The sequence below is a fragment of the Myxococcales bacterium genome, assembly GCA_016706225.1.
Classification (GTDB): Bacteria; Myxococcota_A; Polyangia; order Polyangiales; family Polyangiaceae; genus JADJKB01.
Window position 1 is genome coordinate 796,610 of record JADJKB010000021.1, and the last position, 12,478, is coordinate 809,087.

The 12,478-nt window shown below is 66.1% G+C and carries 10 protein-coding genes; 8 read left to right on the forward strand and 2 right to left on the reverse strand.

The features are described 5' to 3' along the window. Position 1 precedes the first annotated feature (1 nt). From IPI67_28260 to IPI67_28295, 8 genes are all read left to right on the forward strand, one after another. Complete coding sequence (locus IPI67_28260) at positions 2-541, forward strand: hypothetical protein (GenBank protein MBK7584079.1); 540 nt, start codon at positions 2-4, stop codon at positions 539-541. Between the two features lie 30 nt (positions 542-571). Further along, positions 572-1,060 (forward strand): hypothetical protein, encoded by a 489-nt coding sequence (locus IPI67_28265; protein ID MBK7584080.1) that lies wholly within the window; start codon positions 572-574, stop codon positions 1,058-1,060. Between the two features lie 54 nt (positions 1,061-1,114). Then, the gene (locus tag IPI67_28270) at positions 1,115-3,616 is read left to right on the forward strand and encodes a glycoside hydrolase family 31 protein (GenBank protein MBK7584081.1); all 2,502 of its coding nucleotides are present in this window, start codon (positions 1,115-1,117) and stop codon (positions 3,614-3,616) included. 57 nt (positions 3,617-3,673) lie between these two features. Further along, positions 3,674-4,057 carry a hypothetical protein gene (locus IPI67_28275; GenBank protein MBK7584082.1) on the forward strand — a complete coding sequence of 128 codons (384 nt, stop codon included), beginning with the start codon at positions 3,674-3,676 and terminating at the stop codon, positions 4,055-4,057. After that, positions 4,054-5,331, forward strand: coding sequence for a hypothetical protein (locus IPI67_28280; GenBank protein ID MBK7584083.1), 1,278 nt, complete (start codon positions 4,054-4,056; stop codon positions 5,329-5,331). The genes IPI67_28275 and IPI67_28280 overlap by 4 nt, the downstream gene beginning before the upstream one ends. 365 nt (positions 5,332-5,696) lie before the next feature. Continuing rightward, the gene (locus IPI67_28285; protein MBK7584084.1) at positions 5,697-6,836 is read left to right on the forward strand and encodes a type IV pilus twitching motility protein PilT; all 1,140 of its coding nucleotides are present in this window, start codon (positions 5,697-5,699) and stop codon (positions 6,834-6,836) included. A 209-nt stretch (positions 6,837-7,045) separates the two neighbouring features. Beyond that, positions 7,046-9,211, forward strand: a complete 2,166-nt coding sequence (locus IPI67_28290) for a HAMP domain-containing protein (protein MBK7584085.1) — start codon at positions 7,046-7,048, stop codon at positions 9,209-9,211. Then, a complete protein-coding gene (locus IPI67_28295) occupies positions 9,208-9,627 on the forward strand; it encodes a response regulator (protein MBK7584086.1) in 420 nt (139 codons plus the stop codon). Before IPI67_28290 ends, IPI67_28295 begins: the two co-directional genes overlap by 4 nt. A 2-nt stretch (positions 9,628-9,629) precedes the next feature. Here the strand turns inward: IPI67_28295 and IPI67_28300 are convergent, their stop codons facing one another. Both IPI67_28300 and IPI67_28305 read right to left on the reverse strand, forming a co-directional pair. After that, a complete protein-coding gene (locus tag IPI67_28300; GenBank protein ID MBK7584087.1) occupies positions 9,630-11,792 on the reverse strand; it encodes a TonB-dependent receptor in 2,163 nt (720 codons plus the stop codon). Beyond that, on the reverse strand, positions 11,789-12,388 hold the full coding sequence (locus IPI67_28305) for a YfiR family protein (protein ID MBK7584088.1): 600 nt from the start codon (positions 12,386-12,388) through the stop codon (positions 11,789-11,791). Before IPI67_28305 ends, IPI67_28300 begins: the two co-directional genes overlap by 4 nt. Between the last annotated feature and the right edge of the window lie 90 nt (positions 12,389-12,478).

Genomic DNA, 12,478 nt, shown 5'->3' on the forward strand with positions numbered 1-12,478 from the left:
CGTGGACGACACAGGCCCGATCTCCTTCTTCATACTGTTTGCCATGGGACAGGTCGTCCCGCTCGCGCTTGCGCTCGGAGTGCTCGCCCTCGTTCGCTGGGGCCACGGCGGCTGGGACGGCAAAGACTGGGTCATGGGCGTCGCCGCCGTGATCGCGGCGACTGCGCTGATCATCAGCGCCCAGGACCTGAGGGTTCACTACCTCGACGCCGTCGGCGTCGGCGGAACCGGTGTCCTGAGCCGCAAGTGGATGGTCGAAGGCGACGACAGCACGAGCTTCAAGGTGGCCGTTCAGTTCAAGGGATACCAGGACGACTTTTCCGTGAGCGAAGGCTTCTACGACGCGACGACCCCGCCGCAGAACGTACCGATCAAGTACGATCCGGACTACGCGGCCGAGTTCGTACCGACGTTCCGCGTCGCGAGTGCCTGGCCACTTTCGGTCGTCGGTGGCCTATTCGCGGTGGCGGGCTTGCTCGAGCTCTCGGTGTACGTGTGGGTGCTCGGGCGCGGGGTCGATCGCTTCAGAAAGCGTGCCTGATCACGCCTGGGCGTGACGTAGGATGGGCCGGTGTTCCTGCGGCGCCTCCCCCTCGTCTTCGCTCTTCTGATGCTCGCGTGCGCGAGCGGCGGCTCCTCCGGCGGCGAAGAAGCCAAACAACCGAACTTTCACCCGGAGGCCTGCGGCGCACACGGACTCTACGCGCTGCCCGCCATGCCCGAGCGGGGTGTGGAAGCACATTCCGCGATCAAGGCCGCCGTCGACGCCTTCGGGCGTGCCGAAGCCAGCTTCGCCCGGGACGACCGCGCCAAGGCCTGGCGTGAGTTCCTCGAAGCAGCGCGACATTTGTCGGAGGTCCCGGCCGGCAACCGCCTATCGGACTGGGCAAAGTACGCCCGTGAGCTCGCGTATCACGACGCCCTCTGGGCTGCCGCCGCGGCGGGTCAGCTCGTCGAGAGCAAGGGCCTGTTGGAAAAGACTGCCGAGTCCGACCCCGCGCTGGCCGAACAGATCCGCTCGATGTTGGCCGACTCTCCGGTCGAGTGCAGCCAGCACTGAGCTGTCGCGGCGGGCGGCGACAGGCATCTCTGGGCGCGCTACACTCGAGCGGTAATGCGCGCGTGGCCTTTGATCTTGTGTGCACCGCTGTCCGTGATCGGTTGCGGCGGCGATGACGGCGGCGACGGCGGTGGGGGGCCCGACGAGGTCAGCTTGAACGCGGGCGACACGAGCCTGGTGGCCCGGGCAAAACAAGGAACGATCGAGCTCCGGCGCGGGGATGCCGTACTGCTCTCGCTACCAGCCGATGCGTTCGTGCTCGGCAGCGTGGAGGAGGTGACGGACGCCGCCAACTACGATCCGGCGCCAATGCTCACCGGCGATCCTTCCGCGAAGGAGCCGGAGGGGCTGGCCTGGAACACGGGAGTCAGCTTCGTGATCGAGTCGCACTCCGCGACGGCACTCACGCTGCGCATGAAACACGAGGGCGGCTTCGTTTCGACGGTCGAGCTCGCCGTCGGCGCTGACGATCGGTTTACCGGCAAGCTCACTCCCGCGGATGCCGCGCGCATCGCCTACCTCGGTGTCAAACCGAAAGTCGGCGCCACAGAGGCGTTTTATGGGCTCGGCGAGTACTTCGACAGCGTCAATCACCGCGGAAAGGTCCGCGCCATGCAGCTGGAGGTCTCGAGCGCCCTCGAGAGCAGCAACAACGAGGCCCACGTACCAATCCCGTTCGTCACCGGCACGACCGGCTTCGGCTTGTTCGTCGAGAGCCGATACCCAGCGGCCTTCGACGTGGCCAAGACCGATCCCGAGAGGCTGGCCGCCATCTTTGGCACTGGTCTCGCCAGCGACGCGGGGCTCGGGTTTCACCTCTTCGCCGCGGCGCAGCCCCTGGACGTCACGCGCCTCTATTACGACGTGACGGGTTACCCCCGCCTGCCCGCTCGCTGGGGGCTCGGCCCAACGGTGTGGCGTGACGAGAACGACGACCAGGCCCAGGTCGAGGCGGATCTCACCGCCATGCGTACCCTCGATCTTGCCACGAGCGCCGTCTGGATCGACCGTCCGTACGCGACCGGGGTCAATACCTTCGACTTCGACGCGACGAAGTTCACCAACGCCAAGGCGATGATCGACAAGGCACACGCCTTGGGTTTTCGCATGTCGCTCTGGCACACCCCGTACCTCGACGAAAAAGATCCCAGCACGCAGGCCCTGCGCGACGAAGCCACGGCCAAGGGTTACTACCCGAAGGAGCGCGGGTTGCTCCTGAACAAGTGGGGAACTCCCATCGACCTCACGAACCCCGCGGCGAAAGCCTGGTGGCAGAGCCAGATCAAGAAGTACATCGATCTCGGCATCGAGGGTTTCAAGCTCGACTATGGCGAGGATGTCGTTCCGGGAGTCTTCGGCGCACGCAACATCTGGCAGTTCTCCGATGGCAGCGACGAACGCACGATGCACGCGGGCTTCCCGCTGCTCTATCACGAGACCTACGCCGGACTGCTGCCGGACGAAGGGAACTTCCTGCTCTGTCGTGGCGGCAGCTACGGCGACCAGGTCAACGTCTCGGTGATCTGGCCCGGTGACCTCGACGCCAGCTTCGCGCGCCACGCCGAGAAGGTGACCGAGAAGGGCCAGACCTACTCCGCGGTCGGCGGATTGCCCGCGGCTCTCATCGCCGGCATCGGGCTCGGACCCTCGGGTTTTCCGTTCTACGGCTCGGACACCGGGGGTTATCGACACTCACCGCCGGACAAGGAGCTCTTCACTCGCTGGTTCCAGAGCACGGCGCTTTCGCCCGTGATGCAGATCGGAACCAGCAGCAACGACGTGGCCTGGGAGCCTACCGCGGACAACGGCTTCGACCAGGAGATGCTCGACTGGTATCGCACGTACACCCGCCTGCACCTGCGACTGTTCCCGTACATCTGGACCTACGCGAAACGGCTCGCCACCGACGGTCGCCCCATCCAGCGCGCGCTCGGCCTGGTCTACCCCGAGCTCGGTGAGCACCCGGACGACGTATTCTTGCTGGGCGACTCCCTGCTCGTTGCCCCCGTCGTCGAGCGCGGCAAGACGTCGCGAGACGTGCCGTTGCCCGAGGGCGACTGGGTCGATTGGTGGACGGGAAAATCCCACACCGGCGCCAAATCCATCAGCGTCAGCGCTCCGCTCCAGACGCTGCCGCTGTTCTTGAAGGCCGGTGGCATCGTGCCGATGCTGCGCCCCACCATCGACACCATGAGCCCGACCACGGACGCAACCGTGGACTCGTACGCGACCTCACCCGGGGTGCTATGGGCGCGCGTCGCGCCGGGACCGGCGTCGAGCTTCGTGCTGTTCGACGGCGCGGAGATCGGCCAGGAAGAGCTCGGCCCGAGCGTCAACCTGACGAGCAAGGACGGCAGCGAGCTGAAGTACGGCGTCGTCTTCGAGCTGGTCGGCTTTGGCGCCGCGCCCGCGAACGTGAGCGACGGCGGAGCAGCGCTGACTCAAGCCGCGAGCGCCGCCGCGCTGGACGGCGCGGCGAGCGGCTGGGCGTTCGAGGGAGGCTCGCTGCTCGTCAAAGTTCCGGCGGGCACCCACAGTGTGAGCGTGGTGCGCTAGCACGGCGTCGATCCCGATTGCCTTCGGGCCTTCAGTCATGAAAGAAGGGAAGGCACGATGGGCAGACCCGTTCGGAATCGCACCGAGCTCGCGCTGGCAGCGTTCATTGTGTCCTTGCTCCTGACCTGCAAAGGCTACGAAGAACTCGAGCCCGACGACATCTGCCAGGAGACCGGCTTCTCGATCGCCAATCGCACGGTGACCTGCACCGACGACACCGAGCTCGGCAACGCTCGCTACGAGAAATTCCGCGACCAGTACCGCTGCATTGCCCAGCTCGATACGGGCAGCGGGTTCCAGTGTGCGATCAGCCTGCGCAAGCTCAGCTGCACGGACGTGAAGCAGTTCGGCGACGACCTCGACGCCTGGCTCGCAGCCGGGATCGACTGCGCGACAATCGTCGAAAACAAGTCGAAAACAACTGACGCGGGGCTCGAGTGAGCCGGCGTTCTCTCGTCTGCGTCGCCGTACTCACGATCACGTCAGCGGCCGGCGCGCAGGACTTCGGCGGCGACTTCTTTGCGCCGGAGGGCTTCAGCCTGCTCGAAGGCACGACGCGCTACGAGGCCGCGCGGCAGGCTGGGATCACCAATGCCCAGGTCTACGGCGCGGTGGGGGCGTTCGACCGCTACGTGATCCCGGTACTCGGCGCCGAGCTGGAAGACGGCGAAAACCTCGGGCTCTTTGCCATCGAGTACGGCGCCATCATCAACGCTGCCCGCGCCCCGGGCGGCTGCAAGACCAAGATCACCGACGCTACCGAGGGCTGTCTGCGCGGGATCTCGATGAACAACGTGGATCTGTACTCGTCGAACTTCGCGTTTGGTTATCGTGGCGGACTCTTCGGCTTTTTTTACACGGCCAGCTACACGCTCCCGGTCGTCGTGGGAGAGGGGCTCAACCGCGGCTCTTACGGCTACATCACGATGATGGGGCCGGTGATCGCGCACACGCTGTCGCCACTCCGGCTGTTCGGGAAATCGACGTTCAACAAGGTGTTGCCTGGTGACGTGGATGGTGTGGTCGGGGTGAGCATGAACACCAAGGTGGGCAGTGCTTACGCCGGCTACGTGTATTCCCAGGGCGTCTTCGGTGACATCGACGTCCCGGAACTCAAGAGTTTCGTCACCACCGTGCTGAGTCAGAAATTCAAGGAGCTCAGTTACTTGAAGGGTGGCCTTCGCCAGTTCGACTACTTCTCCAAGTCCGTGCCCGAGACCATCGGTCGCACCAGCCTCTACGGGCGCAAGCTGCAGCTCGTTCCGCCACAGCCGGCTGGGGTGACCGACATCGCGGACCGGCAGAATCTCATCGACTTCGTGACCGTACACTTCGAGCAGACCGACATCGCCAAGTACGTGGACGCCCGCGTCGCGTACGCCACCACCCCCGTGGCGCAGCTCCACGAGGCGCGCCTCTCGCTACATACCGAGAACTACGCGTTCAATCGCGGTCCCTACGTGGAGCACGGCTACCAGGGAGACAAGAAGGTCCCCGTCGAGGCCTCGCTCACCGCGGGCATGGTGAGCCTGCCAAACCTCTGGTACTACGGCGTCGAGGGCGGCCGCAGGCTGTCGCTCACCGCCGAGCTCAGCGTCGGACCCGCCCGCGTCAGTATCCGGCGCAACGATCCGGAGGTCCTGTCCACGTTCCCCGTGGCCTATGACGCCTGGAGCTTCTTCGCGGGCATCGGCATCGGCTTCGCGGGGAACTAGACTCGAGGGAGCCCATGCAAATCGACAACTACGTCCGCCACCTGCTGCGCCATGATGCTCAGGCTCTCGAACTCGAGAGCGATCAGGTCGCTCGCTTCTCCTTCGAGACGGGTGAGCGACTGACCACGAATCGGGTCGACCACAAACAGCTCGTTACCCTGGTTCAGGAGTGTGCGACGACCGATCAGATCCAGGCGCTGAAGCGCGACAAGCGCCTGCGCTTCACCTGCGACTCGGAGGGGGTCCCCGTCCAGATCGAAATCGAGATGGAGCGCCCCGACAAATGGAAGATCCGTCTCTCGGCCCAGCGCGGCAGCGTGGCGGCACTACAAGCGGCCCCTCGCCCGCCCATGCTGGAGCCGCCGATGCCGCGTGTTCCGCAGATCCGCGGCTCCATCGCGCCGCCGGCCGTGCAGTCGAAGCCGGGAGAGCCGCGCATCAACCTGTTCCTGCGCGAGATGGTCCGACTCGGCGCGAGCGACCTGCACCTGACCACGGGTGTCGAACCGATGGTGCGCTTGAGCGGCGCCATGACCACCCTCGAACAGCACGGAAAGCTCGGCGCCGAGGCGCTCAGGTCGCTCTTGTACGAGATCTTGCCCGAGCGAAACCGTGCAGAGTTCGAGACGGACTGGGACTCGGACTTCGCCCACGCCATCACCGGGGTCGCGCGGTTTCGCGCCAACTACTTCGTCGACCAGAACGGTCCTGGCGCCGTATTTCGCCAGATCCCGTTCGACATCGTGCCCGTCGAAAAGCTCGGGATCCCTCCCAAGGTGCTGGACCTGTGCTGGCTGACCAAGGGACTGGTCCTCGTGACGGGCCCAACCGGCAGCGGCAAGAGCACCACCCTCGCGACCCTGATCGACTACGTCAACCAGAACCGAGCCGATCACATCATCACCGTCGAAGATCCCATCGAGTTCGTGCATCCCAACAAGCGCTGCCTGGTGAACCAGCGCGAGGTCGGCACCCACACCCGCTCGTTCAAGGCGGCGCTGCGCGCCGCGCTGCGCGAGGACCCGGACATCGTGCTCGTGGGAGAGATGCGCGATCTGGAGACGATCTCGATCGCGGTCGAGACCGCCGAGACCGGACATCTGGTCTTCGGCACACTGCACACGACCAGCGCGACCAGCACCATCGACCGCATCATCGACCAGTTCCCGCCGGAACAGCAGGCGCAGATCCGCACCATGCTGAGCGAGTCGCTGCGCGGCGTGATCGCGCAGATCTTGTGCAAGAAGAAGGGCGGCGGGCGCATCGCGGCGTACGAAATCTTGATCACCACGCCGGCGGTCTCGAACCTGATACGCGAGGGTAAGACCTACCAGATTGCCAGCGTGCTGCAGACTGGGCGCTCGCTCGGCATGCAGACCATGAACGATCACCTGCTGACACACGTGAAGAACGGCCTGGTCGACCCCAAAGAAGCGTACATGAAGTCGAACGACAAGCAGTCGTTCAAGGAACACCTGGCCAAGGCGGGCGTGACGATCGAGTGAACGTTACCCTGGCAGCGTCGGTTTCGTGTGGTTGTCCTGCTTGGCCCACGGCGTTTCCCCTCGCGGGCGAATTGGCTCGCCGATGACCTCTAGCCGCCTGCCGAACGACCTGAATATACTCGCCCAGGTATGAGCGAGGGCCGACGAAGAGCGTCCGGACGGCACAACCTCGCGCGGAAAAGGCCGAGCCGGAGCGTGGCTTCCTCTCCTTGGGCACCAAGCTGGGCGCGGCGGTCGTGCTCGTCGTCACGGTAGCGAGCGCCGTGGTGTTCTTCCGTGTGAGTCAGCGTGAGCGGGACTCACTCGTGGAGTCGAAACGAGTGGCCGCAGAGATGGTGGCGGATCTGTTCGCGGCTTCGCTCGGCGCGCCGCTGGACTTCGGCGACAAGGATGCCATCGACGCCGAGCTCGGACACCTGACTCAGAACAAAGACGTCGTGTTCGCGGCGATCTGGCAGCCGGGCTCCGATGTACCGCTCGCCGAGCGTGTGCCCGGCGGGGCCCGTCCCTCGGCGAACGTGGCGTCCGGCCCTGCACGCACTGTGGTGCAACCCACCTTCGTCGAAGTGGCTCGCGTCGTGGTCGGCGGTGAGGGCACTCCCGTCGGGTCGACGGTCATCCATTTCTCGCTGGCTGGGGAGAACGCGGCCTACGAGATCAACCGCCAGCGCATCTTGTGGCTGTGCCTCGCGCTCGCCCTGGGCACGATGACCGTGCTCCTGGTGGTGAGCCGGCTCTCCGTCGTGGGGCCGATCGACGCGCTCTTGCGTGCCACCCAGCGCATCGAGCGCGGGGAGCGCGAAGCCGAGGTCCGCGCGTTTGCCAACGACGAAATCGGCCGTCTGGCCCGCGCCTTCGACAAGATGCGTCGGGCCATCTTCGATCGCGAAGAGCGCCTCGCCGAGGCCAACGCCAACCTGCGCGAACTGTTCGACCACATGCGACAGGCCATCGTGGTCTTCGACGTGCGTGGCAAGGTCATCGGCACGCAGTCGCGCCAAGCGACCAGCGTCTTCGGCGACGAAGCCGAGGGGGAGCGGCACGTGCGCGACCTCCTGTATCCGGGGGTTGGCGCATGGGACGCCGAGCGCCGCGCCTTCGAAGAATGGCTGGCGCTTGCGTTCGAGGTGCTGCCCAGCGCCTGGCACGAGCTGTTGCCGCTGGCCCCAGCCGAAGTTCGCATCCCAGGCGAGGACTCGGTCAGGGTGCTCGCTCTGGACTTTCAGCCGGTGGTCCGAGATGACGCCATCCACAGCGTAATGCTGCTGGCGACGGACGTGAGCGAACAGTCCCGCCTTCAGCGCGAGGTTCAGGAACAGGGCGAACGCCACGCGCGCCAGGTCGCCACGCTCAAGCGCCTGGTGTCCGGCGGCGGCCAACTGTTCGTGGCGTTCTTGTCGGTTGCGCGCGGACGGTTGGAGCGCGCCAGACAGCTCCTGGGTAAGCTCGGCGCGCTCCCGCTCGCAAAGCTCGACGAGGCGTTCCAGACCGTGCACACCTTGAAGGGAGAGGCCGCCACCTTCGAACTCGGGCAGATCACCACTCTGCTCGAGGGTGTAGAGAGTCGTCTGGCGGGCTTGCGCGACCAAGCCCGCGAATCGAGCACGGGTACGGCCGAGCTCCGCGACGACCTCTCGGGCGCCATCGACAGCATCGCCAAGCTCCTGGACGAGAGTGAGCAGTTGTTCATTGCAGCGTCACCCTCCGGACGCGCTGCGCTCGAACAAGTCACGGTGCAGCGCTCCGACCTGGAAAAGCTGTCGGGCATCGCCCGCTCGAGCGGCGGCGAGTTGCTCGAGCTGTCGGAGCGCCTGCACGCCAGCGTGCTCGGAGAACACGTCGGGCCGCTCCTGGAGCGGGCACCCGCCTGGGCCGAGTCCCTCGGAAAACGCGCTCGCCTGGAGCTCGAGGGCCGCGAGACCCGCATCCTGGCCAGCCTCGGCAGGGTCTTGCCCGGCGTCATCACGCACCTCGTCCGGAACGCCATCGCCCACGGCATCGAGCGGTGTGACGAGCGAAGGGCGACAGGAAAACCCGAGGTCGGTGCCATCGGCGTCGTCGCCACCGGTCCCGCGCTGCGTCCGCGGATCGAGATCTGGGACGACGGCAGGGGTGTGGCCAAGAACCCCATCCTGGCCCAGGCCGCAGAGGCGGGGACCCCGCTCGGCTTCGCAGCGAATCATGCCGGAACCTTCCGCGTCGACACCGCCGTCACGTCGGACGACGGACTCTCAGGCCGCGGCGTGGGGCTGGCGGCGGTCGTGCGCGAGCTCGACGCGGTCGGTTACGACGTGTTCGTCGAGGCGCGAGCGCCCTCGGGCACCCGCTTCATCCTCAGCCCGCGCGAGGCCGTGAGCACCGAGGGCGGTCCATGACCGAAGAGCGGGGACGCATCGTCGTGATGGACGACAGCTGGCTGATCCTGGAGCAGATCCGGCTCTCGCTCAGCGCGGTCGGCTACCAGGTGCGCACCACGACGAGCATCGAAGTGGCGGCCAAGAGCGCCAAGAACGCGGATCTGACGGTGATCGACTTTCACATGCCGGGCATGAATGGCAAGGAAGCGCTGACGCAGATCCGCCGCACACTGCCCGCGGAATCGACCTGTCAATTCTACCTGTACACGTCGGATCCGGACGAGGCGAGCCGCTACCGTCAGCACGGGTTCGACGGCGCATTTCTCAAGAAGGGGGACGAGGCCGCGCTCTCTACCCAGGTCGACGCCGTCTTTCGCACCATCAGCCTGCGCAAGATTGCCGAGCGCATCCGCCGCGATCGTCGCCACGCCTGAGCTCACCAGCCGAAATCGTACGAGAGACCGACACCGGTACGCAGTCGGTCGACGGGAGCGTGGATGCGTTCGCCCGTTGGCAGGGCGGGACCCACGATGTACGGGGTGTCATCCACCGCGACGTAGTTGGCCGTCGCCCGGTACGCGAGCCCCTTGACCCCCGGCACGGGGCCCGTGAGCGCCAGCCGCAGCTCGAGCTGCGGATCGGCGAAACCGGGCTCGCTGCGATCGAGCTGTCGGCGGCTCACGATGCGGGACGCGAGCGCAACCGTCGGCAGCCCCTGGGAGAGATCATACGAGATGCGCGCGTTGCCAAACCACGATGGCGCGACCTCCAGCCGTATGGGATCGGCTCCCGGATCTTCGAGCCGTGTGTACGCTTCGGTGAACGAGAGCCCATACCGCAGGCGGCCGGTCACGGCGGAGCCCTCGTACAGCGCGTTCAGACCGTAGTTCTCGATGCTTCCCAGGTTCCTCACCTGGTAGGCGTAGGTCGCCGCCGGGGCGAGCTCGCCCGCCGCGATGGCGTCACTGAGCTCCTGCGGATCCAGCTCTACACTCACCGCCAGATCCCGCCACCACGACCGGAATGCACCCACGAGGATGCGTTGGCTGCCGAACCGTTGTTCGAACGAGGCCTCGACCGAGCGCACGACCTCTGGCTCCAGACTGTCACCACCCGCGATCTGCGTCAGCGGGTCGAAGTAGTAGAGCTCGAACGCCGACGGCGCCCGGAACGCCTCGCTGTAGATGGCTTTGATGGCGCCGCCCTTCCACGGGAACATCGTGGCCGCCGCGCGGGGAGACAGGTGATTGCCGAATCGATCGTCCGCGTCGAGCCTGACCCCGGCGTTCAACGCGAGCCAGTCCACCGGCGCCGCCGTCTGCTGCACGTAGGCGCCGAGGGCGCGTTCACCCTTGTCGAAGACGCCGAGGCTGCCCGGGTTCACGCCTGTGGCGTTGTCGACGAAATCGACCTTGGATTTGACCTGTTTGTAGCGCCCGTCGACCCCGAGCAGGGTCACGAAGCTGCCATCCTCCGCCCAGTCCAGGCTCAGCTGAGGCTCGATGCCTGCGGACATCGAAATGCCGGTCAGACGCCAGAGACAGCCCGAGTCCTGTCCTGGCAGGCAGTCCTCGGCGCCATCACTCCTCCAGTCCTGCCGGTAGTCGTACAAGTCGCCGTAGGCCCGGGCGCTGAGCCGAGCCTTCTTCGACAACGTGAGTGTGTGTTTCAGGTCCAGGTTGAGCCAGCGATCCTGCTCGAAGCTGTCGGGGTCGTCGAAATTGCCACTGTCAGTCGAGTACGTGCGTTTGTAGATGGCACCCCGCAGCGCGGCCTCGGTGTTACCGACGCGCAACCGCAGGTACGCGCCTGGCGCTCGCGTGTAGTAGGCGTCGTCGCCCTTTCCGCCCCAGATGCCGACGGGTTTGTCCGTGGAGAAACGCCGCGGCAGACCCGTTACGCTGTCTGGCCCAGGATCGAAGGCGGCAAAATCGAAGCTCGGCCCGAACTGAGCAAAGTACTCCCCAGCGAAGGTGAGCTCGGCGTCTTTCCCGAACAGCTTGAACTCCTGCCCGACGCCGGCCATGCCGCGCACGCTGGTCGGGATTTCGGTGTCCACGGCCACGTGCCCACCGCGAAAATCCTTGGCTCGTTTGGTGACGATGTGAACCACGCCCAGCATCGCGCTCGAGCCGTAGAGCACGGACCCGGGGCCCAGCATGATCTCGATGTGATCGACGAGCTCCAGCGGTACCATGGTACCGCGGTCGTAATAGCTGCTCGAACCCCACTGCTCGTTCAGGACATGTCCATCGAGCAGAAGCAGCACGTGAGCGCCGAAGTCAGCGCGCAATAGCACACCGCGGGCGCCGACATCGGCGGTCTGGAACTTCTTCTCGGCAAGCATGCCCATCGCGAGATAGTTGATGGCCTCATCCAGCGTGCGGATCCCGTGGCGCTTGAGCTCCTCGGCGCTGATCGAAACGCTGGTAGCCGGCGCGGAGCGGGCGGTCTCGGCGGATTTCGAGGCCGCCGAGACGACCGACTCGTCGAGCAGCCCTTCGAGCTCAGCGGTGTCGTCCTCCGCAGCCTGGGCACGCGCGTGCACCGTTACGGCCAAGCCCAAGGCCAAGGTCGCGAGGCAGAGACTCGGTTTCATTCCACTACCTTCACCAGCTTCAGCACCTTGCTGCTGAGCTCGACGCTCTGTTTCTTTGCCCGCTTCAGGTTCACGAGCAGCTTCGGTTTCCCCCCCACCAGGTCAAAGCCCAGCACGAGGCCGCCGGCGACCTGTTTGGGGGCTGCCCCGGCCGTGAGCACGCTGACCCCCTCGAGGGCCTTTGCGATCGCACCGAGCTCTGCGCTGCTGAACCCCAACGCGACGTAGACCAGCGCGACATGCTTGCTCTTGATCAGCCTCACCAGCTCCGTCGCATCGGCGAAGGCGAGCGAGGTCACCTCGGAGGGAAGCCCGGCGATGGTGTCCTTCTTCTCGAGCTCGCGCTTGGCGTGCCGCGCAACACGAGCGGAGTCGTCGTCGTCAGACTTCCTGAGGACCAGCACCCGGACCTTGCCACCCGCGCGCGCCGGCAGGTTCTTGTCGTAGGCCGCGACCTTCGCCAAGAGCTCGACCTGGAGCGCCACGGGCACCGTGACCTCTTCGGCCCGCGCCACCCAGGGAGCGAGCGACGCCAGAGTCGCGCCCAGCGATCCCGCCAGGAACATCCGACGCGTCAGCCCCCGAGCCCTGGACATCGAGGCGCCGAGGCTAGAACCCGCTCGGCCAGCGGTCAACGTCGGCGCCGCCGACGTGCGCGCTCGGGCCCCTCGGAGCCGCCAACACCA

What these genes read in the sequence shown, in the direction of transcription:
- IPI67_28295 (MBK7584086.1), top strand. Translation starts at nt 9,208, where the DNA reads ATGACCGAAGAGCGGGGACGCATCGTCGTGATGGACGACAGCTGGCTG.
- IPI67_28305 (MBK7584088.1), bottom strand. Translation starts at nt 12,388, where the DNA reads ATGTCCAGGGCTCGGGGGCTGACGCGTCGGATGTTCCTGGCGGGATCG.
- IPI67_28300 (MBK7584087.1), bottom strand. Translation starts at nt 11,792, where the DNA reads ATGAAACCGAGTCTCTGCCTCGCGACCTTGGCCTTGGGCTTGGCCGTA.
- IPI67_28285 (MBK7584084.1), top strand. Translation starts at nt 5,697, where the DNA reads ATGCCGCGTGTTCCGCAGATCCGCGGCTCCATCGCGCCGCCGGCCGTG.
- IPI67_28275 (MBK7584082.1), top strand. Translation starts at nt 3,674, where the DNA reads ATGGGCAGACCCGTTCGGAATCGCACCGAGCTCGCGCTGGCAGCGTTC.
- IPI67_28270 (MBK7584081.1), top strand. Translation starts at nt 1,115, where the DNA reads ATGCGCGCGTGGCCTTTGATCTTGTGTGCACCGCTGTCCGTGATCGGT.